Source organism: Citrobacter sp. Marseille-Q6884 (assembly GCF_945906775.1).
Classification (GTDB): domain Bacteria; phylum Pseudomonadota; class Gammaproteobacteria; order Enterobacterales; family Enterobacteriaceae; genus Citrobacter.
Genome location: NZ_CAMDRE010000001.1, coordinates 1,099,235 through 1,121,794 on the forward strand (window position 1 = coordinate 1,099,235; position 22,560 = coordinate 1,121,794).

22 protein-coding genes are annotated in these 22,560 nt (G+C 51.5%); 5 read left to right on the top strand and 17 right to left on the bottom strand.

What is annotated here, in order from left to right:
• Positions 1-11: 11 nt before the first annotated feature.
• From N7268_RS05265 to N7268_RS05280, 4 genes are all read left to right on the top strand, one after another.
• Positions 12-1,193 (top strand): MFS transporter, encoded by a 1,182-nt coding sequence (locus tag N7268_RS05265; protein ID WP_260862025.1) that lies wholly within the window; start codon positions 12-14, stop codon positions 1,191-1,193.
• Positions 1,162-2,121: an HTH-type transcriptional regulator YidZ gene (gene yidZ / locus N7268_RS05270; RefSeq protein WP_260862027.1), complete on the top strand. Its 960-nt coding sequence runs from the start codon at positions 1,162-1,164 to the stop codon at positions 2,119-2,121. Before N7268_RS05265 ends, yidZ begins: the two co-directional genes overlap by 32 nt.
• Positions 2,122-2,288: 167 nt before the next feature.
• Positions 2,289-3,038: a 4'-phosphopantetheinyl transferase family protein gene (locus N7268_RS05275; RefSeq protein WP_260862028.1), complete on the top strand. Its 750-nt coding sequence runs from the start codon at positions 2,289-2,291 to the stop codon at positions 3,036-3,038.
• Between the two features lie 30 nt (positions 3,039-3,068).
• Positions 3,069-3,635 (top strand): NADPH-dependent FMN reductase, encoded by a 567-nt coding sequence (locus N7268_RS05280; protein ID WP_260862029.1) that lies wholly within the window; start codon positions 3,069-3,071, stop codon positions 3,633-3,635.
• A 60-nt stretch (positions 3,636-3,695) separates the two neighbouring features.
• On the opposite strand, the gene adeP is transcribed toward N7268_RS05280, so the two are convergent.
• Positions 3,696-5,033 carry an NCS2 family permease gene (adeP, locus tag N7268_RS05285; RefSeq protein WP_198906853.1) on the bottom strand — a complete coding sequence of 446 codons (1,338 nt, stop codon included), beginning with the start codon at positions 5,031-5,033 and terminating at the stop codon, positions 3,696-3,698.
• A 167-nt stretch (positions 5,034-5,200) separates the two neighbouring features.
• Here adeP and yieH point away from each other — a divergent pair, with 167 nt between their 5' ends.
• Entirely contained in the window at positions 5,201-5,866 is a 666-nt protein-coding gene (gene yieH / locus N7268_RS05290; protein WP_260862030.1) for a 6-phosphogluconate phosphatase, read from the top strand.
• An 87-nt stretch (positions 5,867-5,953) separates the two neighbouring features.
• Here the strand turns inward: yieH and phoU are convergent, their stop codons facing one another.
• From phoU to atpI, 16 genes are all read right to left on the bottom strand, one after another.
• Positions 5,954-6,679, bottom strand: a complete 726-nt coding sequence (phoU, locus tag N7268_RS05295) for a phosphate signaling complex protein PhoU (RefSeq protein WP_003023824.1) — start codon at positions 6,677-6,679, stop codon at positions 5,954-5,956.
• A gap of 14 nt (positions 6,680-6,693) precedes the next feature.
• A complete protein-coding gene (gene pstB, locus N7268_RS05300) occupies positions 6,694-7,467 on the bottom strand; it encodes a phosphate ABC transporter ATP-binding protein PstB (RefSeq protein ID WP_198906850.1) in 774 nt (257 codons plus the stop codon).
• A 51-nt stretch (positions 7,468-7,518) separates the two neighbouring features.
• Complete coding sequence (gene pstA / locus N7268_RS05305; protein ID WP_260862031.1) at positions 7,519-8,409, bottom strand: phosphate ABC transporter permease PstA; 891 nt, start codon at positions 8,407-8,409, stop codon at positions 7,519-7,521.
• Entirely contained in the window at positions 8,409-9,368 is a 960-nt protein-coding gene (gene pstC / locus N7268_RS05310) for a phosphate ABC transporter permease PstC (RefSeq protein ID WP_198906848.1), read from the bottom strand. The genes pstA and pstC overlap by 1 nt, the downstream gene beginning before the upstream one ends.
• Before the next feature lie 145 nt (positions 9,369-9,513).
• Positions 9,514-10,554 carry a phosphate ABC transporter substrate-binding protein PstS gene (pstS, locus tag N7268_RS05315; RefSeq protein WP_260862032.1) on the bottom strand — a complete coding sequence of 347 codons (1,041 nt, stop codon included), beginning with the start codon at positions 10,552-10,554 and terminating at the stop codon, positions 9,514-9,516.
• Positions 10,555-10,882: 328 nt separating this feature from the next.
• Positions 10,883-12,712 carry a glutamine--fructose-6-phosphate transaminase (isomerizing) gene (gene glmS / locus N7268_RS05320; protein WP_260862033.1) on the bottom strand — a complete coding sequence of 610 codons (1,830 nt, stop codon included), beginning with the start codon at positions 12,710-12,712 and terminating at the stop codon, positions 10,883-10,885.
• 314 nt (positions 12,713-13,026) lie between these two features.
• On the bottom strand, positions 13,027-14,397 hold the full coding sequence (gene glmU / locus N7268_RS05325) for a bifunctional UDP-N-acetylglucosamine diphosphorylase/glucosamine-1-phosphate N-acetyltransferase GlmU (RefSeq protein WP_198906845.1): 1,371 nt from the start codon (positions 14,395-14,397) through the stop codon (positions 13,027-13,029).
• Between the two features lie 723 nt (positions 14,398-15,120).
• Positions 15,121-15,540 (bottom strand): F0F1 ATP synthase subunit epsilon, encoded by a 420-nt coding sequence (locus N7268_RS05330; protein ID WP_005121460.1) that lies wholly within the window; start codon positions 15,538-15,540, stop codon positions 15,121-15,123.
• A gap of 20 nt (positions 15,541-15,560) precedes the next feature.
• On the bottom strand, positions 15,561-16,943 hold the full coding sequence (gene atpD / locus N7268_RS05335) for a F0F1 ATP synthase subunit beta (protein WP_003023806.1): 1,383 nt from the start codon (positions 16,941-16,943) through the stop codon (positions 15,561-15,563).
• 26 nt (positions 16,944-16,969) lie between these two features.
• Positions 16,970-17,833 carry a F0F1 ATP synthase subunit gamma gene (gene atpG, locus N7268_RS05340; RefSeq protein ID WP_005121458.1) on the bottom strand — a complete coding sequence of 288 codons (864 nt, stop codon included), beginning with the start codon at positions 17,831-17,833 and terminating at the stop codon, positions 16,970-16,972.
• 50 nt (positions 17,834-17,883) lie between these two features.
• Positions 17,884-19,425 (bottom strand): F0F1 ATP synthase subunit alpha, encoded by a 1,542-nt coding sequence (gene atpA, locus N7268_RS05345; RefSeq protein WP_198906843.1) that lies wholly within the window; start codon positions 19,423-19,425, stop codon positions 17,884-17,886.
• Positions 19,426-19,437: 12 nt separating this feature from the next.
• Positions 19,438-19,971, bottom strand: a complete 534-nt coding sequence (gene atpH / locus N7268_RS05350; RefSeq protein ID WP_198906842.1) for a F0F1 ATP synthase subunit delta — start codon at positions 19,969-19,971, stop codon at positions 19,438-19,440.
• A gap of 14 nt (positions 19,972-19,985) precedes the next feature.
• The gene (atpF, locus tag N7268_RS05355) at positions 19,986-20,456 is read right to left on the bottom strand and encodes a F0F1 ATP synthase subunit B (RefSeq protein WP_003827022.1); all 471 of its coding nucleotides are present in this window, start codon (positions 20,454-20,456) and stop codon (positions 19,986-19,988) included.
• A 59-nt stretch (positions 20,457-20,515) separates the two neighbouring features.
• Positions 20,516-20,755 carry a F0F1 ATP synthase subunit C gene (gene atpE / locus N7268_RS05360; protein ID WP_000429386.1) on the bottom strand — a complete coding sequence of 80 codons (240 nt, stop codon included), beginning with the start codon at positions 20,753-20,755 and terminating at the stop codon, positions 20,516-20,518.
• 46 nt (positions 20,756-20,801) lie between these two features.
• Positions 20,802-21,617, bottom strand: a complete 816-nt coding sequence (gene atpB / locus N7268_RS05365) for a F0F1 ATP synthase subunit A (protein ID WP_047460083.1) — start codon at positions 21,615-21,617, stop codon at positions 20,802-20,804.
• Positions 21,618-21,624: 7 nt separating this feature from the next.
• Positions 21,625-22,005 carry a F0F1 ATP synthase subunit I gene (gene atpI / locus N7268_RS05370; RefSeq protein WP_198906841.1) on the bottom strand — a complete coding sequence of 127 codons (381 nt, stop codon included), beginning with the start codon at positions 22,003-22,005 and terminating at the stop codon, positions 21,625-21,627.
• Positions 22,006-22,560: the final 555 nt, after the last annotated feature.

Here is a 22,560-nt window from a genome sequence, read left to right on the forward strand (position 1 = left end):
ATGAGGTCGCTATGACACGCTTTCTAATCTGCAGCTTTGCCCTTGTTTTACTCTATCCAGCCGGAATCGATATGTATCTGGTGGGATTACCGCGAATTGCCGCCGATCTGAATGCCAGCGAAGCACAGCTACATATCGCGTTCTCCGTTTACCTTGCCGGGATGGCAACAGCGATGTTGTTCGCGGGTAAAGTTGCCGATCAGTCAGGGCGAAAACCGGTGGCGATTGTAGGCGCTCTCATCTTTATTTTCGCTTCTGCCCTGTGTTCATTTGCCGAGAGCGGTACGCCATTCCTGGTAGGACGTTTTATTCAGGGCGTGGGAGCGGGCTGCTGTTACGTGGTGGCGTTTGCAATACTGCGGGATACGCTCGATGACCGCCGCCGGGCAAAGGTGTTATCACTATTGAACGGTATCACCTGTATCGTGCCGGTACTGGCTCCGGTGATGGGTCATCTGATTATGCTCAAATACCCCTGGCAGAGCCTGTTCTACACGATGATCGGCATGGGGGTGGCTGTTTGCCTGTTGTCGGTGTTTATCCTGCGAGAATCGCGTCCGGCAACGCTCCTGACGTCGGCCGGAAGCGCCCCACGCGCGGAGTCACTGATAAACCGCTTTTTCCTGAGTCGCCTGGCGATTACCACCCTCAGCGTGTCGGTCATACTCACCTTTGTGAATACGTCACCTGTGCTGCTGATGGAAGTGATGGGTTTCGACCGCGGTGAGTACGCCACCACGATGGCAATGACCGCAGGTATCAGTATGGCGGTCTCATTTTCCACACCGTTTGCGCTGAGCCTGTTTAAACCTCGCACTCTGATGCTAACCTCACAGGCGCTTTTCCTCGCCGCAGGCGTCGTGTTAACGCTCGCCAATACGCACGCGCTCACCCTGTTCGGGTTGACCTTGATCTGCGCGGGATTCTCGGTTGGGTTTGGCGTCGCCATGAGCCAGGCACTGGGCCCCTTCTCGCTGCGTGCTGGCGTAGCCAGCTCCACGTTAGGGATTGCCCAGGTTTGCGGTTCCTCACTGTGGATTTGGCTGGCGGCTATCCTTGGCCTCGATTCGCTGAATATGCTGATCGGGATTCTGATTGGTTGTAGCATAGTAAGCATCATGCTGATTATCACTGTTGCTCCCGACCGGTCCACACCAACTCATGAAGAAATCCCTCAGCAGCCTCGATCTTAATTTACTGCTCTGCCTGCAGCTCCTGATGCAGGAGCGCAGCGTAACCAAAACCGCCAAACGGATGAACGTCACCCCGTCGGCGGTCAGTAAGTCGCTGTCGAAACTGAGAGTCTGGTTTGACGATCCGCTGTTTGTAAATACCCCGCTGGGGCTGACGCCGACACCGCTGATGGTCAGCATGGAGCAAAACCTGGCGGAGTGGATGCAGATGGGCAACCAACTGCTCGATAAACCGCATCACGAATCTCCCCGTGGGTTGAAGTTTGATCTGGTCGCCGAAACGCCGCTGGTGATGATCATGTTCAACGCGCTCTCACAGCAGATCTATCAGCGTTATCCACAGGCGACGATCAAAGTGCGCAACTGGGATTACGATTCGCTGGACGCGATTATTCGCGGTGAGGTTGATATCGGTTTTACCGGCCGCGAAAGTCATCCGCGCTCACGCGAACTACTGAGCCTGCTGCCATTATCGATCGATTACGAGGTCCTGTTTTCCGATCTTCCCTGCGTCTGGCTGCGTGAGGATCACCCGGCGTTGCAGGAAGAGTGGAACCTGGAGACATTCCTGCGCTATCCCCATATCAGCATCAGTTGGGAGCAAAGCGATACCTGGGCGCTGGATGATGTTCTTCAGGAGATGGGACGCGAGCGCACGATTGCTCTGAGTCTGCCGGGTTTTGAGCAGTCGCTGTTTATGGCCGCGCAGCCGGATCATGCGTTGATAGCGACCGCTCCGCTTTATTGCCAGCGTTATAATCAGCTCCACCAGCTTCCGTTAGTGTCGCGTCCTCTGCCATTTGAGGCTGCACAACGGGAAAAAATGCGCGTGCCGTTCACCCTCCTTTGGCACAAACGCAACAGCCACAATCCGAAGATCGTCTGGCTAAAAGAGACGATAAAAAAACTTTATCGCGATATGTCCTGACGATCCCTCACCAAAACTGGCGTTAAATTAACCACATTTGCGACAGAAATGTAAATGTCACGTAATGCCTGCCGTTTTTGCCTGTTTTTTGCCCAGCAAAGCCTACCTATAGGCCGTGTAAATGTTACTCTGATAATAATTACGGACCATTAATCACGGAGCGAAAAATGGCGACACATTTTGCCAGAGGGATTCTTACGGAGGGACACCTGGTTTCAGTTCGCCTCCCCACTCCATGTCACATTGAAGCAAGAAGCTTACCCAGTCACCGCCAAACACGTTTCCTGGCCTCCAGAAGCCTTCTGGCTGAACTGATGTTTATGCTGTACGGCATCCAGACACTGCCAGAAATTATTATTGAGGCCAAGGGTAAGCCCGTCTTTCGCGATAAAAACCTGCCAGGCTTTTCTATTTCCTATGCCGGGAATATCGTCGGCGTCGCACTGACAACGGAAGGGACATGCGGCCTGGATATGGAACTTCAGCGAGCAACCCGCGGTTTTCATCATCCACATGTGACGGAAACGTATCATTTTTCCAGCAACGAAAATCTGTGGATCAACAATCAAAGCGATCCCGCTGAAGCACGCGCGCAGCTGATTACTCTGCGCCAGAGCGTACTTAAACTCACCGGCGATGTGTGTAACGACGATCCACGCGAACTCCAGCTATTACCTGGTGCGGGACGTCTGAAATGCGCTCATGTCGCGCAGATTGAAGCCCTTTGCGATGCGGAAGATGTACTGGTGTGGTCGGTCGCGGTCTCGCCAACCATTGAAAAGCTCAAGGTTTGGGAGTTTGATGGTAAACAGGACTGGAAAAGTTTGCCCGATATCCAGACTCGCGCCAATGAGCCGACGGGGCGCCTGATCCGGTTTTCTCAATTATCTGCCGCAAAGAGCCATACGGTTAGCTGATTTAACCTTCATGATGAAACAGGAGTAACCATGTCTGAAACATTGAATGTTGTTACGTTACTGGGGAGCCTGCGCAAAGGTTCATTTAATGGAATGGTTGCCCGTACGCTGCCAAAAATAGCCCCTGCGGGCATGGAAGTTAATGCGTTACCGTCCATTGGCGACATCCCACTGTACGACGCAGACCTCCAGCAGGAAGACGGTTTTCCGGCAAGCGTAGAAGCGCTGGCGGAACAAATCAGGAAAGCGGATGGCGTGGTTATCGTGACGCCGGAATATAACTACTCTGTTCCGGGTGGGTTAAAGAATGCCATCGACTGGCTGTCTCGCCTGCCCGACCAGCCGCTGGCGGGTAAACCGGTTCTGATTCAAACCAGCTCAATGGGCGGTATCGGCGGTGCGCGTTGTCAGTACCACCTGCGCCAGATTCTGGTATTCCTTGATGCGATGGTGATGAACAAGCCGGAATTTATGGGCGGCGTCATTCAGAACAAAGTAGACCCGCAAACGGGAGAAGTGATCGACCAAAGTACGCTGGACCATCTGACTGGCCAGCTAACCGCATTTGGCGATTATATTCAGCGGGTTAAAGCGTAAAAGAAAAAGCCCGGCAAGAGATATGCCGGGCTTCTTTTTCTAAGGCCGTGTCAGCAACGCTTAGTGCGCGTCGATAAACACAATCTTCAGGATAAACAGCAGTGCGACAACAATGACGCATGGGCTGAGATCGCGGAAACGCCCGGTACCGATTTTCATCACGCAGTAGGAAATAAAGCCCAGCGCGATACCTTCGGTAATGGAGAAGCTAAACGGCATCATTACCGCAGTAATAAAGGCCGGAACCGCTTCTGTCAGGTCATCCCACTTCACGCGCGACAGGCTGGACGTCATCAGTACGCCAACATAAATCAGCGCACCGGCAGCCGCATAGCCCGGTACCATTCCCGCCAGCGGCGACAGGAAGATAACCAGCAGGAACAACAAGCCGACAACAACTGCCGTCAGGCCGGTACGCCCGCCGACAGAAACCCCGGAAGAGGATTCAATATACGCGGTAACAGAAGACGTACCGATAAATGCACCAGTAACAGACGATACGCTATCCACAAACAGCGCCTGTTTCATGCGCGGGAACTTACCTTTGGCATCTGCCAGTCCGGCTTTATCGGTCACGCCAATCAGCGTACCGGAGGAGTCGAACAGGTTAACCAGCATGAAAGAGAAAATAACGCCCGCCAGGCCAATGTTAAACGAACCCGCCAGATCAACATGCCCAATCACCGACATAACGCTCGGCGGCGCAGAAACGATACCGTTGTAGTGGACATCGCCCAGCAACCATCCCAGCAGCGTGGTAACGATGATGGAGACCAGCACCGCCGCGTGAATGTTGCGGGAAGCCAGAATCGCGATGATAAAGAAGCCCAGTACGCCCAGCAGTACGCTGTGGGAAGTCAGATTTCCGATGGAAACCAGCGTATCTTTATTCGCCACGATAACGCCGGCGTTTTTCAGCCCCATCATGCCGATGAACAGGCCGATACCGCTGGTGATGCCCACGCGCAGGCTGACCGGAATATTGGCGATCATCCAGTAACGCACGCGGAAAATCGTCAACAACAGCAGACCAATCGCGCCCCAGAAGATAGCGCCCATACCAATCTGCCATGACAGTCCCATCGCCCCGACAACCACGAAGGCGAAGAATGCGTTCAGCCCCATCGCAGGCGCAAGCGCAACCGGCAGGTTGGCAAACAGGCCCATCAGGATGCTACCAAATGCAGCAATCAGACAGGTGGTAACGAAGACTGCGCTGGTATCCATGCCAGCAACGCCAAGAATTTGCGGGTTAACAAAAACGATGTACACCATCGTCAGGAATGTGGTGAAACCGGCGATCACTTCGGTCCGCGCCGTCGTGCCATGTTCGCGCAGTTTGAACACGCGTTCCAGCATCCCCTGGCCAGAAGCCTGGGTTGTGTGTTGTTGACTCATTATCAATTTCCGAACAAGGAGGGAAAATTCGTCGCTATCCTATACCAAAATGCGACAATAGGGTTGGGTTATGAGCAACTTTTTTCATTGATTTTGCTTATACGGCAACGATTGCGTCACCGCATTCTGCATTACGTAAACGTTAAACTTGTTAAAATGGAAATGACATGTCCCAGATAGAAGCCGTATTTTTTGACTGTGACGGTACCCTTGTCGACAGTGAAGTAATTTGTTCCCGCGCGTATGTCAGCATGTTCCAGGCGTTTGGCATTACGCTCGATCTTGAAGAGATTTTTAAGCGCTTCAAAGGGGTAAAGCTCTACGAAATCATCGACATTATCAACGAAGAGCACGGTGTCGAACTGGCAAAAGCCGATTTAGAACCGGTTTACCGCGCTGAGGTCGCACGCCTGTTCGATACTGAACTGGAGGTGATTAAGGGGGCCAATGCGCTGCTGGACAGCATGGCTGTGCCCATGTGCGTGGTGTCTAATGGACCGGTCAGCAAAATGCAGCACTCGTTGGGCAAACTGGGCATGTTGCATCATTTCCCGGATTTACTGTTCAGCGGCTACGATATTCAGCGCTGGAAGCCCGATCCGGCGCTAATGTTCCATGCGGCGAAAGCGATGAACGTTAACGTGGAGAACTGCATTCTGGTGGATGATTCCAGTGCAGGCGCGCAGTCAGGGATTGCCGCGGGAATGGAGGTGTTCTACTTCTGCGCCGATCCGCACAATAAACCGATCGATCACCCCAAAGTGACGACGTTTACCGATCTGGCACAGTTGCCTGAATTGTGGAAAGCGCGCGGGTGGAATATTACGCGTTAACTGAAATGCCGGATAGCGCGAGCGCTTATCCGGCCTGTATCGCCTGGAGACCCGGTAAGCTTGCGCCTCCGGGCAATTGATGGCGGGTTACTCTTTCGGATCTTTACCCGCCAGCAACTTATCCAGCTCATCGCCGCCCACGTGACGGAAATCTTGTCCCTTCACGAAGTAGAAGATGTATTCACAGATGTTCTGACAACGGTCGCCGATACGCTCGATAGAGCGCGCGCAGAACAGCGCAGTCAGTACGCTTGGAATCGTTCGCGGATCTTCCATCATATAAGTCATCAGTTGACGTACGATGCCCTCATATTCCTGGTCAACTTTCTTATCTTCACGGTAAATACGCACCGCTTCGTCCAGATCCATTCGCGCAAACGCATCCAGCACATCATGCAGCATTTGCACGGTGTGACGCCCCAGCGACTCCAGACTCACCAGCAGTGGCTGGTGCTGCTGAGAGAATTTTTCCAGCGCGGTACGACAGATTTTATCTGCCACATCACCAATGCGTTCCAGCTCAGCGATGGTTTTGATGATCGCCATCACCAGACGCAGGTCGCTCGCCGTCGGCTGGCGTTTCGCAATAATACGCACGCAGGCTTCATCGATCGCCACTTCCATCATGTTGACGTTCTTGTCGCCCTCAATGACGCGCTTCGCCAGCTCGCTATCCTGATTGTGCATCGCAGTAATCGCATCAGATAGCTGCTGCTCGACCATGCCGCCCATGGTCATCACCTGGGTACGGATGCTTTCCAGCTCTGCATTGAACTGGCCGGAAATATGTTTATTAAGATTAAGGTTATCCACAACAAGCTCCTGAATCAGCCGTAACGACCGGTGATGTAGTCTTCAGTTTGTTTCTTCGCGGGCTTGGTGAACAGATCGTCCGTGTTGCTGAACTCAATCAACTCGCCCAGGTACATAAACGCCGTATGATCGGAACAACGTGCAGCCTGCTGCATGTTGTGGGTGACGATCACAACGGTGTAATCCTCTTTAAGTTCGGTGATCAGCTCTTCGATACGCCCGGTAGAGATCGGGTCAAGCGCAGAGCATGGCTCATCCAGCAGCAAGACTTCCGGGCGAATGGCGATACCCCGCGCAATGCACAAACGCTGCTGCTGACCACCGGAGAGAGAGTATCCGCTCTGGTGTAATTTATCTTTGGTTTCGTTCCATAATGCGGCTTTGGTCAATGCCCATTGCACGCGCTCGTCCATATCCGCACGGGAGAGCTTTTCAAACAGACGTACACCAAACGCAATGTTGTCGTAGATGGACATCGGGAACGGCGTCGGTTTCTGGAACACCATCCCCACTTTGGCGCGAAGCAGGGCGATATCCTGGGTATTGGTGAGAATATTGTCACCATCCAGCAGGATTTCACCTTCTGCACGCTGCTCAGGGTACAGTGCAAACATTTTGTTGAAAGTACGCAGCAGCGTCGATTTACCACAGCCTGACGGCCCGATAAACGCAGTCACCTGGTTCTTAGCGATATCCAGGTTGATGTTCTTCAGGGCATGGAATTTGCCGTAGTAGAAGTTCAAATCACGAACCTGAATCTTACCCGGAGCAGTATCAACCATACTCATTTCAATCTCGTCCTCATCCGGTGCCGCCGTCGTTGGCCGCACCGTAAAAAATTAACCGTGTTTCTTCTTCGCGAAAATAACGCGCGCCAGAATGTTCAGCAGCAGTACGCACAGGGTAATCAGCAGTACCCCGGCCCAGGCCAGTTGCTGCCATTCAGCAAATGGGCTCATCGCAAACTTAAAGATCGTGACCGGCAGGTTAGCAATAGGCTGCATCATGTCGGTGCTCCAGAACTGGTTGGAGAGCGACGTAAACAGCAGCGGAGCGGTTTCACCGGCAATACGCGCAATCGCCAGCAGAACACCGGTAATAATGCCGGAGACAGAGGCTTTCAGGGTGATCGCAGAAATCATCTTCCACTTCGGCGTACCCAGCGCATAGGCTGCTTCACGCAGACTGTCCGGCACCAGTTTGAGCATGTTCTCAGTGGTACGAATGACGATCGGCACCTGCAGCAACGCCAGTGCGATAACGCCCGCCCAGCCGGAGAAGTGCTCCATCTTCGCGACCACGATGGTGTAAACAAACAGACCGACAACAATGGATGGCGCGGAAAGCAGGATATCGTTGATAAAACGGATAACCTCGGCCAGCCAGGACTTGCGGCCATACTCCGCCAGGTAGATACCCGCCATAATCCCGAGCGGCGTACCAAACACGGTCGCCCACAGAATTAACAGTCCGCTACCAGCCAGCGCATTCGCCAGACCGCCACCCGCCGTGTTTGGCGGAGGCGTCATTTCGGTGAACAGCGCCAGCGACATACCGTCAATACCCCGGGTAATCGTGGACATCAGGATCCAGATAAGCCAGAACAGACCGAACGCCATGGTCGCCATAGAGAGCGTCAGCGCGATGCGGTTCTTCATACGGCGACGCGCCTGCATCTTGCGACGGGTTTCCGCCAGTGCAGCGGTGTTTTGCATTTCAAGCGTTGCCATTAGCGTGCCCCCTCGTTTTTCGCAAGGCGCATAATCATGAACTTAGATGCGGCCAGTACGATGAAGGTGATCACGAACAGGATCAGCCCCAGCTCCATCAGCGCAGCGACATGCAAGCCAGATTCCGCTTCGGCAAACTCATTTGCCAGCGCAGAAGTAATACTGTTGCCCGGCATGTACAGCGATGCGCTGTCGAGCTGGTAGGTGTTACCGATAATAAACGTCACCGCCATGGTTTCACCCAGTGCGCGGCCAAGCCCCAGCATAATGCCGCCTATCACACCATTTTTGGTGAACGGCAGGACGATACGCCAGATAACTTCCCAGGTCGTACAGCCGATGCCATAGGCTGACTCTTTCATCAGCACCGGCGTTTGTTCGAACACATCGCGCATAACAGCCGCAATGTACGGAATGATCATGATGGCGAGGATCACACCAGCCGCAAGAATACCAATCCCAAACGCCGGACCCGCAAACAAGGCACCCACAAACGGGATGTTGGAAAGAATGTTACCGACAGGCTCCTGGAACCAGGTCGCGAACAGCGGGGCAAAGATAAACAGACCCCACATGCCGTAAACGATACTTGGAATCGCCGCCAGCAGTTCAATAGCAATACCCAGCGGGCGACGCAGCCAGCCAGGCGCCAGTTCAGTCAGGAACAGCGCAATGCCGAAGCTCACCGGAACGGCGATCAGCAGTGCAATAAAAGAGGTGACCAGCGTACCGTAAATCGGTACCAACGCACCGTAGATATCGTTTGGCGCATCCCAGTCTTTGGTCCACAGAAACGCGAAACCAAATTTCTGGATACTTGGCCAGGAGGAGATAACCAGAGAGACAATAATGCCACCCAACATCAATAGCACAATCAGCGCAGCCAGTTTCACCAGCGCGCTGAATATCATGTCACCCTTTTTACCCGGTGGGTTAAAAGCAGGCTTGGTTTCAGCCATAAATTACTCTTTCCATTAAACGCGTTTTACGAAGTTGCCCAAACCGGATGGCGCTACGCTTATCCGGTCTACCTGTCGGGCCTACAGTCTGAACCGTAGGGCGGATAAGCGTAGCGCCATCCGCCAATTCGTCAAAGATATTCTGTTAATACAGCGCTTTACCGCTGCTGTCCTTCACGTTGGTCTTCCATGCAGCACGAATCTGCTCAACCACGCTGTCTGGCAGGCTGGCGTAATCCAGGTCATTTGCCTGCTTACCGCCATTTTTGTATGCCCAGTCAAAGAACTTCAGTACTTCTGCGCCCTGCTCAGGTTTTTTCTGCTCTTTATGCACCAGGATGAACGTCGTGGAAGTGATTGGCCACGCATCATCACCTTTCTGGTTCGTCAGATCCTGGGCGAAAGTCTTGCTCCAGTCAGCGCCTTTGGCCGCATTGGCAAAGCTTTCTTCCGTTGGGCTAACCGGTTTGCCGTCAGCAGAAATCAGCTTGGTATACGCCAGGTTGTTCTGTTTAGCGTAAGCGTATTCAACGTAGCCGATGGAACCCGGCAAACGCTGTACGAACGCAGCGATACCATCGTTACCTTTACCGCCCAGACCGGTTGGCCAGTTCACGGTAGAGCCCGCGCCAATTTTAGATTTCCACTCTTCGTTCACTTTCGCCAGGAAGCTGGTGAAGACGAAGGAAGTACCGGAACCATCAGCACGGCGGACAACAGCGATATTCTGAGAAGGCAGCTTCAGACCTGGGTTAAGTTTGACGATGGCTTCATCATCCCACTTTTTGATTTTGCCGAGATAGATGTCACCCAGCGTTTTACCGTCAAGCACCAGCTCACCGGATTTCAGGCCAGGAATATTCACAGCTAGCACCACACCGCCGATCACGGTCGGGAACTGGAACAGGCCTTCCTGCGCCAGTTTTTCATCAGACAACGGAGCATCTGATGCGCCGAAATCTACGGTATTTGCCGTAATTTGTTTTACACCACCGGAGGAGCCGATACCCTGGTAGTTAACTTTACTACCGGTCTCTTTCTGATAGGTATCCGCCCATTTGGCATACACCGGCGCAGGGAAAGTTGCACCTGCACCTGTCAGGCTTGCTGCTGCGAATACAGAGAAAGCACTCATCGATAAGGTCGCGGCGACAACAGTTGCGACAGTGGTACGCATAACTTTCATAATGTCTCCTGCACGATTTTCGTAAATCATTGTTAAGTGGCTACGATGAGCAAAATAAGATAAACAGGTGACAGTTAAATGTACGAAATATGACAGTTTTATGACAGTCAAAAATAATGACGAAGAAATAATAAAAAATACCATAAAAACAAAATGTTAATCAGTTTTATGACAATAACATTTCGTGAAAATTTTCTTTTTATGACACTGAAAACAGTAGCTGAAGATGACGGTTTGTCACATAAAAATGGCGGGGTTTTTGATTAAAAACAGAACAGCGATAAAAAAATGCCCCGCTTTTAGCAGGGCATTTTCGGGGTAAATTAACTTACTCTACGGTAACCGATTTCGCCAGGTTACGCGGCTGATCCACATCGGTGCCTTTAATCAGCGCCACGTGGTAAGCCAGTAATTGCAGCGGAACGGTATAGAAGATCGGTGCAATCACCTCTTCCACATGCGGCATCTCGATGATGTGCATGTTTTCGTTGCTGGTAAATCCGGCATCCTGATCGGCGAAGACATACAGCTGACCGCCACGGGCGCGTACTTCTTCGATATTGGACTTCAGTTTTTCCAGCAGTTCGTTGTTTGGTGCCACCACGATAACCGGCATATCGGCATCAATCAGCGCCAGCGGACCGTGCTTCAGTTCACCTGCCGCATAGGCTTCTGCGTGAATGTAGGAGATCTCTTTCAGTTTCAACGCGCCTTCCAGCGCAATCGGGTACTGATCGCCACGGCCAAGGAACAGCGCATGGTGTTTGTCAGAGAAATCTTCCGCCAACGCCGCGATACGTTTGTCCTGAGACAACATCTGTTCAATACGGCTCGGCAGCGCCTGCAGACCGTGAACGATGTCATGTTCAATAGACGCGTCCAGACCTTTCAGACGAGACAATTTCGCCACCAGCATCAGCAGAACCGTCAACTGAGTGGTAAATGCTTTCGTGGAGGCGACGCCGATTTCCGTTCCGGCATTGGTCATCATCGCCAGGTCAGATTCACGAACCAGAGAGGACCCTGGAACGTTACAGATAGCGAGCGATCCCAGATAACCCAGCTCTTTAGACAAGCGCAGGCCGGCCAGGGTATCCGCGGTTTCCCCAGACTGGGAAAGCGTGATCATCAGGCTGTTACGACGCACGGCTGATTTGCGATAGCGGAATTCGGAGGCGATTTCTACATCACACGGAATACCGGCCAGTGATTCAAACCAGTAGCGAGACACCATACCGGAGTTGTACGAGGTACCACAGGCGATAATCTGAATATGCTCAACCTGAGACAACATCTCATTGGCATTCGGGCCCAGTTCGCTTAAATCCACTTCACCGTGGCTGATACGCCCAGTCAGGGTGTTTTTAATCGCGTTCGGCTGTTCGTAGATCTCTTTCTGCATGTAGTGGCGATAAACCCCTTTTTCGCCCGCGTCATACTGCAGATTAGATTCGATATCCTGACGTTTAACTTCCGCACCAGATTTGTCGAAAATAGAGACTGAACGGCGAGTGACTTCCGCAATATCGCCTTCTTCAAGGAAGATAAAGCGACGGGTTACCGGCAGCAGCGCCAGCTGATCGGAAGCGATAAAGTTCTCACCCATGCCCAGACCAATCACCAGCGGGCTACCAGAACGTGCCGCCAGCAGAGTTTCCGGGTTACGGGTATCCATGATCACCGTGCCGTATGCGCCGCGCAGCTGCGGGATAGTCCGCAGTACGGCTTCACGCAGGGTACCGCCCTGTTCCAGCTCCCAGTGCACCAGGTGAGCTATCACTTCGGTGTCGGTTTCAGAAACGAAGGTGTAACCACGCGCTTTCAGTACTTCACGCAGCGGTTCATGGTTTTCGATGATGCCGTTATGCACCACCACAATATGGTCAGAAACATGCGGATGCGCGTTCGCTTCTGAAGGTTCACCATGGGTCGCCCAACGGGTATGAGCAATCCCCGTACCGCCATGCAACGGATGTTCTTCTGCCGCAGCGGTAAGCATCTGTACTTTACCCAGACGACGCAGACGGGTCATATGACCTTCTGCATCAACCACTGCCAGACCGGCAGAGTCATAACCACGATATTCCAGACGACGTAAACCTTCGAGAAGGATTTCAGCTACATCACGCTGCGCGATAGCGCCAACAATTCCACACATATTTTATGATTCCGAATTTAGGCATTGTGCCTGTCGTTGTCGGTCAACCTGTTTACCCTTCGTCTTTCACTCCGTAGCTGCGTTGGCTACACCTGCTCACTACGGTCACTTACTTTAGTAAGCTCCCGTAGATTCCCAAGTTTGCCACCTTGCTACAGCGCGAAATACTTTGGGTAATGCCCGTATTCCGGGCTCCCCGAGCCTTGTAGAGAGTGGGGTTATTTTTATAGGTACTGCATGTGGGCGGGAGATATATATTTACCTCCTCATCCCTCATCTGCCGGATAAACGTATACGCCACCCGGCAAAAAGACTTACTTCTTCTTCACCGGACGCTTCCAGCCCTGCTTATGGACCTGCGGCACACGGCTTAATACCAGTTCATTATCGGCGATATTTCGCGTAACGGTGGTTCCGGCGGCAATCGTTGCGCCTTTACCGACGGTTACCGGCGCCACCAGCTGAGTATCTGAACCGACAAACACATCGTCGCCAATAATGGTTTTGAACTTGTTCGCGCCATCGTAGTTACAGGTAATCGTACCCGCACCGATATTCACGTTATCGCCAATTTCCGCATCGCCCAGATACGTCAAATGGCCAGCTTTGGAGCCTTTACCCAGACGCGCTTTTTTCATCTCAACGAAGTTACCCACGTGCGCGCCTTCCTGCAGTTCGGCACCCGGGCGCAGACGCGCGAAGGGACCGATGGTGCAAGCCGCTTCCAGGTGAGCATCTTCCACCACGCTGTAAGGACTTAGCTCACAGTCATCGCCAATGACGCTGTTTTTGATAATGCAGCCCGCGCCAATCTTCACGCGATTTCCGAGGGTCACGTGACCTTCAATGATAACGTTAGTATCAATTTCCACATCGCGCCCATGAATAAGCGTACCGCGGAGATCAAAACGTGCCGGATCGCGGAGCATAACCCCCGCCAGGAGCAGTTTTTCTGCTTGTTCAGACTGGTATACGCGTTCCAGACGGGAAAGTTGCAGGCGATTATTCACCCCTTCCACTTCGCTCAGTCTGTCCGGGTGAACAGCCGTAATTTCACGACCTTCCTGCCAGGCCAGCGCGATAATATCGGTGATGTAGTATTCACCCTGCGCATTATTATTGGTCAGTTTGGCCAGCCAGCGCTTCATGTCAGCACCATTGGCAATCAAAATACCGGTGTTTATTTCCTGGATCTGGCGCTGCTCGTCGGTCGCATCTTTATGCTCAACAATACCTGTGACCTTACCGTTATCACGCGTAATACGGCCATAGCCGGTTGGGTCGTCGAGTTTTACTGTGAGCAAGCCAATGCCGCCCTGCGGTTTTGCATCGCGCAGGCGCTGGAGAGTTTCAGTGGAGATAAGCGGTACATCGCCATAGAGCATCAAAATGTCTTCGTCATCACCAAAGAATGGCGCCGCCTGTTGCATGGCATGACCAGTACCTAACTGCTCCGCCTGCAGAACCCAGTTCAGGTTGCCTTCTTTCAGTGTCTGCTTGAGCAAATCACCACCGTGCCCGTAGACCAGGTGTACGTGAGTGGCCCCTAATTCATTAGCAGCATCAATAACATGCTGGACCATCGCCTTTCCCGCGAGAGTGTGCAGCACTTTAGGGAGATCGGAATACATGCGTGTGCCTTTGCCTGCAGCAAGGATCACGACGCTCATTGCACTATTCAACATACACGTCCTGACTGTAATTTGAGAACGAATTTATACCCTTTCACATTGAAAATACTACATTTTTTTCATCGTGAAATGGACCGAAGATAAAACGTTCAATAGGAGAAAATACCTATCTGTTAATCAACTATTTTCGTCTATATCGGCGTCTTTTGTCTCCCCAAAATCAAGGGTCTGCTCTTATTAAAGCCTTAGGTTGATGTTTTTGCTATTTTTTTGCCCCATGAATAAAGAATTCAGTACACATAGCACTGTTTTATTAATCAGATTAAGCCCATAGCAAAAAAAAATCCGCTAACCCTTATTTTTGGCAAGGCAGATGAAAATGGATAAGAAAAATTTATTTATTGGGGAAGAGAATGAAAGCAGTGAGGGGAAAGATACTGGAAGACAGATGGCGCTTGCTTACAGTTTTCGCTAAGCACAGCGCCACATTATAAGCAGAGTATTACAGATTGAATGAACCGAAAGAGACATTCATGCTGCTGAAAATGGCGATGATTTTGTTGATCAATTTCATGTTGGTATCCCGTTTTTATCTGAGTTAATTATGTGACACTCATCACAAAAAAGAGTCTACGCCTCATTTTTTAATCGATCAAGATTTATGTGATGTATATCACATAAATTTCAAAATACCTTTTCAGTTTTAAAATTACTAAAACACAGACATAAAAAAAACCAGCCTGAATTCAGACTGGTTTTTGTGTTTTCAAGCCGGTGTTACATCGCTTTTTTGGTCAACTCGATAACGCGTAGTTTCGCGATCGCTTTGGCCAGTTCCGCAGATGCCTGAGCGTAATCCACGTCACCATGAGAGCTTTTAATGTGCTCTTCAGCCTTACGTTTCGCTTCCAGGGCTCTCGCTTCATCGAGATCCTGACCGCGAATCGCGGTATCAGCCAGTACGGTCACGTTGCCAGGCTGCACTTCGAGAATGCCGCCGGACAGATAGATAAACTCTTCATGACCGAACTGTTTAACGATGCGGATCATACCAGGCTTAATGGCGGTGAGCAGCGGTGCGTGCCCTGGGAAAATACCCAGTTCACCTTCACTACCCGTTACCTGGATTTTTTCGACCAGACCAGAGAACATTTGTTGCTCTGCGCTGACGACGTCCAGGTGGTAAGTCATTGCCATATCACCCTCCGATTAAGGCGTTAAAGTTTTTTGGCTTTTTCTACGGCTTCGTCGATAGAACCAACCATGTAGAACGCCTGCTCTGGCAGGTGATCGTATTCACCTTCCATGATGCCTTTAAAGCCACGGATGGTGTCTTTCAGGGAAACGTATTTACCCGGAGAACCGGTGAATACTTCCGCAACGAAGAACGGCTGGGACAGGAAGCGCTGAATCTTACGCGCACGTGCTACCACCAGTTTATCTTCTTCAGACAGTTCATCCATACCCAGGATGGCGATGATGTCTTTCAGTTCCTGGTAACGCTGCAGCAGGGACTGTACGCCACGCGCAGTGTCGTAGTGTTCCTGACCAACAACCAGCGGATCCAGCTGACGGCTGGTGGAGTCCAGCGGGTCAACGGCCGGGTAGATACCCAGAGATGCGATCTGACGGCTCAGTACCACGGTTGCATCCAAGTGAGCAAAGGTGGTTGCTGGGGATGGGTCAGTCAAGTCATCCGCAGGTACGTATACCGCCTGAACGGAGGTGATAGAACCGGTTTTGGTAGAAGTGATACGTTCCTGAAGAACACCCATCTCTTCCGCCAGGGTCGGCTGGTAACCTACCGCTGATGGCATACGACCCAGCAGTGCAGATACTTCTGTACCGGCCAGGGTGTAACGATAGATGTTATCGACGAACAGCAGAACGTCACGACCTTCGTCACGGAATTTCTCAGCCATGGTCAGACCGGTCAGAGCAACGCGCAGACGGTTTCCCGGCGGCTCGTTCATCTGGCCATAAACCAGGGATACTTTATCCAGAACGTTGGAGTCGGTCATTTCGTGGTAGAAGTCGTTACCCTCACGAGTACGTTCACCAACACCCGCAAACACGGAGTAACCGGAGTGTTCGATCGCGATGTTACGGATCAGCTCCATCATGTTTACGGTTTTACCTACACCCGCACCACCGAACAGACCAACTTTACCGCCCTTCGCGAACGGACACATCAGGTCGATAACTTTGATGCCGGTTTCCAGCAGTTCCTGAGAGCTGGACAGCTCTTCATAGGAAGGTGCTGCGCGGTGGATAGCCCAACGCTCTTCTTCACCGATATCGCCTTTCATGTCGATCGGGTGACCCAGGACGTTCATGATACGACCCAGAGTTGCTTTACCTACCGGGACTTCGATCGGGTGCTCGAGGTCTTTTACTTCCAGACCACGACGCAGACCGTCGGAAGAACCCATGGCGATGGTACGTACGATACCGCCGCCGAGCTGTTGCTGAACTTCCAGCACCAGGCTCTCTTTACCATTCATAACCTCAAGAGCATCGTACACGCGCGGTACGGCATCCTGAGGGAATTCGACGTCAACCACGGCGCCGATTACCTGGACAATTTTTCCAGTAGCCATCTTGAATCCTCTACGAATTAACCTGGTTATACCGCGGATGCACCACCGACGATTTCGGTGAGTTCCTGAGTAATGCTGGCCTGACGAGCTTTGTTGTATACCAACTGCAGCTCTTTAATCAGGCTGCCGCCATTGTCGGTCGCGGCTTTCATCGCCACCATACGTGCGGCCTGCTCGCTGGCCAGGTTTTCTACCACGCCCTGATAAACCTGAGATTCAACGTAACGACGCAGCAGGGTATCCAGCAGCGGTTTCGGGTCGGGTTCATACAGGTAATCCCAGGCTTTTTGTTTTAACTCTTCATCTTCTGATGCCGGTAAAGGCAGCAGCTGAGTCAGCGTCGGAACCTGAGACATGGTGTTAATAAATTTGTTGCTGACAACGTACAGTCTGTCCAGACGACCTTCATCGTAGGCCTGCAGCATCACTTTAACCGGACCGATCAGTTCGGACAGGGAAGGGTTATCCCCCATACCGGTTACCTGAGCAACCACATTACCGCCAACGGAGTTAAAGAAAGACACGCCTTTAGAGCCGATCATTGCGATATCGCACTGAACGCCTTTATCGGACCATGTTTTCATATCCGCCAGCAGTTTTTTGAACAGGTTAATGTTCAAGCCACCGCACAGACCACGGTCGGTCGACACCACCAGGTAGCCCACGCGTTTAACGTCGCGTTCTTCCAGGTAAGGGTGCTTATATTCCAGATTACCATTCGCAAGGTGACCAATCACTTTGCGCATGGTCTCTGCATAAGGACGGCTGGCCGCCATGCGATCCTGCGATTTACGCATTTTGGAAGCGGCGACCATCTCCATCGCTTTAGTGATCTTCTGCGTGTTCTGGACGCTTGCGATCTTACTACGTATCTCTTTTGCGCCGGCCATGAGCTTCTCCTCAATGCCTTGCGGTCCGCCCTAAGACAGACCGCCAGACGTTACCAGGACTGGGTTGCTTTGAAGGAATCGAGGATAGCTTTCAGCTTGCCTTCGATTTCATCGTTATAGCTACCGGACTGGTTAATCTCTTGCATCAGCGGAGCGTGATCACGGTCAACGTAAGCCAGCAGAGCGGCTTCGAAGCTACCGATTTTCGCCAGTTCCACATCTTCGAGGTAACCGCGTTCAGCCGCAAACAGCACCACACCCTGCTGTGCAACAGACATTGGGGCATACTGTTTCTGCTTCAGCAGTTCAGTGACTTTCTGACCATGGCTCAGCTGCTTACGCGTAGCTTCATCCAGGTCGGAAGCGAACTGAGAAAACGCTGCCAGTTCACGATACTGTGCCAGTGCGGTACGAATACCACCGGACAGTTTCTTGATGATCTTGGTCTGCGCTGCGCCACCTACACGAGATACGGAGATCCCTGGGTTAACTGCCGGACGAATACCGGAGTTAAACAGGTTGGTTTCCAGGAAGATCTGACCATCGGTAATAGAAATTACGTTAGTCGGAACGAACGCAGAAACGTCACCCGCCTGGGTTTCGATAATCGGCAGAGCGGTCAGGGAGCCGGTTTTACCTTTAACTTCACCATTGGTGAATTTCTCAACGTATTCCGCGTTAACACGGGATGCGCGTTCCAGCAGACGGGAGTGGAGGTAAAATACGTCGCCCGGGAATGCTTCACGTCCTGGCGGACGACGGAGCAGCAGGGAAACCTGACGGTAAGCAACAGCCTGTTTAGACAGGTCATCGTAAACGATCAGTGCATCTTCACCGCGGTCACGGAAGTATTCGCCCATTGCGCAACCGGCATATGGCGCCAGGTATTGCAGTGCAGCAGATTCAGACGCGGTTGCCACAACAACGATGGTGTTGGACAGTGCGCCGTGTTCTTCCAGTTTACGAACCACGTTAGAAATGGTGGACGCTTTCTGGCCGATAGCCACGTACACACATTTGATGCCGGAATCACGCTGGTTGATGATCGCATCGATTGCCATCGCGGTTTTACCGGTCTGACGGTCACCGATGATCAATTCACGCTGACCACGACCGATTGGGATCATGGCGTCAACGGATTTATAACCGGTCTGTACCGGCTGATCGACGGACTGACGTTCGATTACGCCCGGTGCGATAACTTCGATTGGCGAGAAGCCATCGTTATCAACCGGACCTTTACCGTCGATTGGGGAACCCAGAGTGTTCACCACACGACCCAGCAGGCCACGGCCAACCGGAACTTCCAGAATACGACCCGTACACTTAACCTTCATGCCTTCGGCGAGGTCAGCGTATGGACCCATCACAACTGCACCTACGGAGTCGCGCTCCAGGTTCAGTGCGATAGCGTAACGGTTACCCGGCAGGGAAATCATCTCACCCTGCATACAGTCGGCAAGACCGTGAATGCGGATAACACCGTCACTTACAGAAACAATAGTACCTTCGTTGTGAGCTTCGCTCACAACACTGAACTGAGCAATGCGCTGCTTGATCAGTTCGCTGATTTCGGTGGAATTCAGTTGCATGCTCCAGTCCCCTTAAGACTGCAAGACGTCTGCAAGGCGCTCAAGACGGCCGCGTACGCTGCCATCAATGACCATATCACCCGCACGGATGATTACGCCTGCCATTACAGACTTATCGATTTTGCAATTCAGCTTAACTTTGCGTGACAGACGTTTTTCCATCGCAGCGCTAATTTTTGCAAGCTGTTCATCACTCAGTGCATTGGCAGAAGTGACTTCTACCTCAGAGATAGCCTCACTGGCTGCACGCAGGTGAACAAACTGCTCAAAAACATCCGGGAGCGTATTCAGACGGTTATTTTCAGCCATTACCCTAATCAGGTTCTGGCCGTTTTCGTCCAGCTGCTCACCGCAGACTGCGATAAACGACTCTGCGAGCGTTTCCGGCGCCAGCGCGCCAGAGAGAAGCTCTGCCATTTGTTCGTTCTTTGTCACCTCAGCGGCAAACATCAGCATATCCTGCCAACGGTCAACGCTTTGGTGTTCAACGGCAAAGTCAAAAGCTGCTTTGGCGTAGGGGCGAGCTACCGTAATAAATTCAGACATCAGCCCCTCCCTCCTTACAGTTCAGCGACAAGTTTGTCCACGATGTCGCTGTTAGCAGCTTCATCCACGGAACGTTCGATGATCTTCTCGGCGCCAGCAACAGCCAGGATAGCAACTTGCTTACGCAGCTCTTCGCGAGCACGTTTACGCTCGGCGTCAATTTCCGCCTGCGCCTGTGCCACGATTTTAGTACGTTCCTGCTCTGCTTCAGTTTTAGCTTCGTCCAGGATCTGAGCGCGACGTTTGTTCGCCTGCTCGATGATTACCTGAGCTTCCGCTTTAGCCTTTTTCAGCTGGTCGGTCGCGCTGGCCTTTGCAAGGTCAAGATCCTTATGTGCTCGTTCCGCAGAAGCAAGACCGTCAGCAATTTCTTTTTGACGTTTTTCGATGGCTGCCATTAATGGCGGCCATACGTACTTCATGCAGAACAGAACGAACAGGACAAACGCGATGGCCTGGCCGAGGATTGTTGCGTTAAGATTCACAGCACAATGCCTCTATCTAGTTAACGTTCTGATATTGCTCTTAATTCAAGCAACGCTTACTACGCGACAGCGAACATCACGTACAGACCCAGACCTACAGCGATCATCGGGATAGCATCCACCAGACCCATAACGATAAAGAACTGAGTACGCAGCAGAGGAATCAGATCAGGTTGACGCGCTGCGCCTTCCAGGAATTTACCCCCGAGGATGCCGATACCGATCGCAGCACCGATTGCCGCCAGACCCATCATCACAGCGGCAGCCATGTACAGCAGATCCATATTCAGGTTTTCCATGACAGTCTCCAGTTTGTTTCAGTTAAAACGTAGTAGTGTTGGTAAATTAATGCTCTTCAGACGCCATCGACAGATAGACAATCGTCAGAACCATGAAGATGAAGGCTTGCAGCGTGATAATCAGTATGTGGAAAATGGCCCACGGCACATTCAGGATCCACTGTGACCACCACGGCAACAGACCAGCAATCAGAATGAAAATCAGCTCACCGGCATACATGTTGCCGAACAGTCGCAGACCAAGAGAAACTGGTTTGGACAGCAGGCTTACCCCTTCAAGGATTAAGTTGACAGGAATGAACGCCCAGTGATTGAACGGCTGCAGCGTCAACTCTTTCGTGAAGCCACCGATGCCTTTCATTTTGATGCTGTAGAACAGAATGAGGATAAATACGCCCAGCGCCATCGACAAGGTGATGTTCACGTCAGCAGACGGAACGACACGCAGGGCAGGCAGACCAAAGATATGCTCACCGATGTACGGCAGCAGGTCGATAGGCAGTAAGTCCATCAGGTTCATCAGGAATACCCAAACGAAGATCGTCAGGGCCAGCGGTGCAATCAGCTTGCTTTTGCCATGGTACATGTCTTTCACGCTACCATGCACAAAGCCGATTACCAGCTCAATCGCGGTCTGAAATTTACCTGGTACGCCGCTGGTCGCCTTTTTGGCTACGCTACGGAACATAAGCAGGAACAACAGACCCAGAACCACCGAGAAAAACATGGAGTCAATATTGAGCGTCCAGAAGGTGGCTGGGGGGTTGTGCGGATCCACCAGCGAGAATGTACGTAGGTCCAACTGAAGGTTATTCAGATGGTGTCCTATGTAATCCTGCGGCGTCATATTTTCTGAAGCCATGATGCCTTTACCCTTTGTTGTTAATTACAGCCGGTGCCAGTATCTGAACCACCAGCACCAAAACCCACGTAACGATCAGCGGCAAGAATACCGCCTTCAAAACCGCCAACGCCACCACCAGCAATACCAGCATCGCTAACACCTTGAAGGCTTCGCCGAAGGCGAACGACCAGGCCACGCGGCCTTTTGCTGGTGTATGCGCCTGGTGACGCCAGGCAAATATCATAAACAACATATTAGGCAGTATCACTGCCAATCCCCCGCATAATGCGGAGATGCCCCAGAAAGGGTCTTTGAGGCTGAACAGCAATCCACTTGCTATTACCGCCAGAAGCTGTGTGAGCAAAAGCTTACGAGCAACGTTTCGACTCAAGAGCGACATAGACATCACGTTTTTACTCCTGCTCCCTTCGAGGTACGCCGCGTGTCGTATAAAACGTTCTTTATGGCTTAGAGTCAAGCATCAAAAAGCGGACAAATTATACGGTGCGCCTTCGTGATTTCAAACAATAAGTAGCTAAAAAGTGAATAAATGTTTAAATATTTTTCTCCGGGCCACATTTATTACTTTTCGGCAAACTGTGAACGATCATGCAAAACTGCAAATACCGCGTAAACACTGGCGATAAAGCGTGCACCAGATCACATATCGAACATATTCACCTTCGCATATTTTATTTACGTGGCAAATGATGCGTTTTTATCTTTTTGATATTTAAGCGTAAAAAACATCACTGTTTTAGAAATAACGCCTAACACCAAAAAAACCACTCATTGACATTTATAATAAAAAATTAACACAAGCCGGTGATTCTTACGTTCTATTTTTAGCAGCCTGATATTTTCACAGTTGACTTGTTTCACTTTTAACAAAAAACGGTACGTTATAGTTATGATGCAAAACAGTAAGGCACAGGTGAAATGTAACAACATTTAACCACAC

What these genes read in the sequence shown, in the direction of transcription:
- N7268_RS05265 (WP_260862025.1), top strand. Translation starts at nt 12, where the DNA reads ATGACACGCTTTCTAATCTGCAGCTTTGCCCTTGTTTTACTCTATCCA.
- atpD (WP_003023806.1), bottom strand. Translation starts at nt 16,943, where the DNA reads ATGGCTACTGGAAAAATTGTCCAGGTAATCGGCGCCGTGGTTGACGTC.
- atpI (WP_198906841.1), bottom strand. Translation starts at nt 22,005, where the DNA reads ATGTCTATGTCGCTCTTGAGTCGAAACGTTGCTCGTAAGCTTTTGCTC.
- pstS (WP_260862032.1), bottom strand. Translation starts at nt 10,554, where the DNA reads ATGAAAGTTATGCGTACCACTGTCGCAACTGTTGTCGCCGCGACCTTA.
- adeP (WP_198906853.1), bottom strand. Translation starts at nt 5,033, where the DNA reads ATGAGTCAACAACACACAACCCAGGCTTCTGGCCAGGGGATGCTGGAA.
- atpE (WP_000429386.1), bottom strand. Translation starts at nt 20,755, where the DNA reads ATGGAAAACCTGAATATGGATCTGCTGTACATGGCTGCCGCTGTGATG.
- yieH (WP_260862030.1), top strand. Translation starts at nt 5,201, where the DNA reads ATGTCCCAGATAGAAGCCGTATTTTTTGACTGTGACGGTACCCTTGTC.
- pstC (WP_198906848.1), bottom strand. Translation starts at nt 9,368, where the DNA reads ATGGCTGAAACCAAGCCTGCTTTTAACCCACCGGGTAAAAAGGGTGAC.
- yidZ (WP_260862027.1), top strand. Translation starts at nt 1,162, where the DNA reads ATGAAGAAATCCCTCAGCAGCCTCGATCTTAATTTACTGCTCTGCCTG.
- atpH (WP_198906842.1), bottom strand. Translation starts at nt 19,971, where the DNA reads ATGTCTGAATTTATTACGGTAGCTCGCCCCTACGCCAAAGCAGCTTTT.
- pstB (WP_198906850.1), bottom strand. Translation starts at nt 7,467, where the DNA reads ATGAGTATGGTTGATACTGCTCCGGGTAAGATTCAGGTTCGTGATTTG.
- atpB (WP_047460083.1), bottom strand. Translation starts at nt 21,617, where the DNA reads ATGGCTTCAGAAAATATGACGCCGCAGGATTACATAGGACACCATCTG.
- atpA (WP_198906843.1), bottom strand. Translation starts at nt 19,425, where the DNA reads ATGCAACTGAATTCCACCGAAATCAGCGAACTGATCAAGCAGCGCATT.
- N7268_RS05275 (WP_260862028.1), top strand. Translation starts at nt 2,289, where the DNA reads ATGGCGACACATTTTGCCAGAGGGATTCTTACGGAGGGACACCTGGTT.
- atpG (WP_005121458.1), bottom strand. Translation starts at nt 17,833, where the DNA reads ATGGCCGGCGCAAAAGAGATACGTAGTAAGATCGCAAGCGTCCAGAAC.
- N7268_RS05330 (WP_005121460.1), bottom strand. Translation starts at nt 15,540, where the DNA reads ATGGCAATGACTTACCACCTGGACGTCGTCAGCGCAGAGCAACAAATG.
- N7268_RS05280 (WP_260862029.1), top strand. Translation starts at nt 3,069, where the DNA reads ATGTCTGAAACATTGAATGTTGTTACGTTACTGGGGAGCCTGCGCAAA.
- glmS (WP_260862033.1), bottom strand. Translation starts at nt 12,712, where the DNA reads ATGTGTGGAATTGTTGGCGCTATCGCGCAGCGTGATGTAGCTGAAATC.
- glmU (WP_198906845.1), bottom strand. Translation starts at nt 14,397, where the DNA reads ATGTTGAATAGTGCAATGAGCGTCGTGATCCTTGCTGCAGGCAAAGGC.
- pstA (WP_260862031.1), bottom strand. Translation starts at nt 8,409, where the DNA reads ATGGCAACGCTTGAAATGCAAAACACCGCTGCACTGGCGGAAACCCGT.